The organism is Xanthovirga aplysinae (assembly GCF_009711365.1).
Taxonomy (GTDB): domain Bacteria; phylum Bacteroidota; class Bacteroidia; order Cytophagales; family Cyclobacteriaceae; genus Xanthovirga; species Xanthovirga aplysinae.
In genome coordinates, this window is sequence record NZ_SMMB01000009.1 from 1 (window position 1) to 209 (window position 209).

Below are 209 nucleotides of genomic sequence, written 5' to 3' on the forward strand. Positions count from 1 at the left end.
ACCCTGTGCATGAATCAAAATTTGACCCTGGGTTTGAGGCCGAAACAATAAGCTGATAAACGATTGAATTTTCAATAGTAGCCTTGCCTGAATTGCCCTCTTTGAAGTCAATTAATCCCACCTCTTTTAGCTTTAATCTAGCCTTCTTTATCGTGTTCCAGGACAGGCCCTTAATACCATCTGTCATTTGCTTTTTAGAATGACGAATA

The 209-nt window shown here is 39.2% G+C and carries 1 protein-coding gene; it reads right to left on the minus strand.

The features are described 5' to 3' along the window. The coding region (locus E1171_RS23990; RefSeq protein ID WP_222931246.1) for a hypothetical protein at positions 1 to 187 on the minus strand (187 nt) is incomplete at its 3' end. Between the last annotated feature and the right edge of the window lie 22 nt (positions 188 to 209).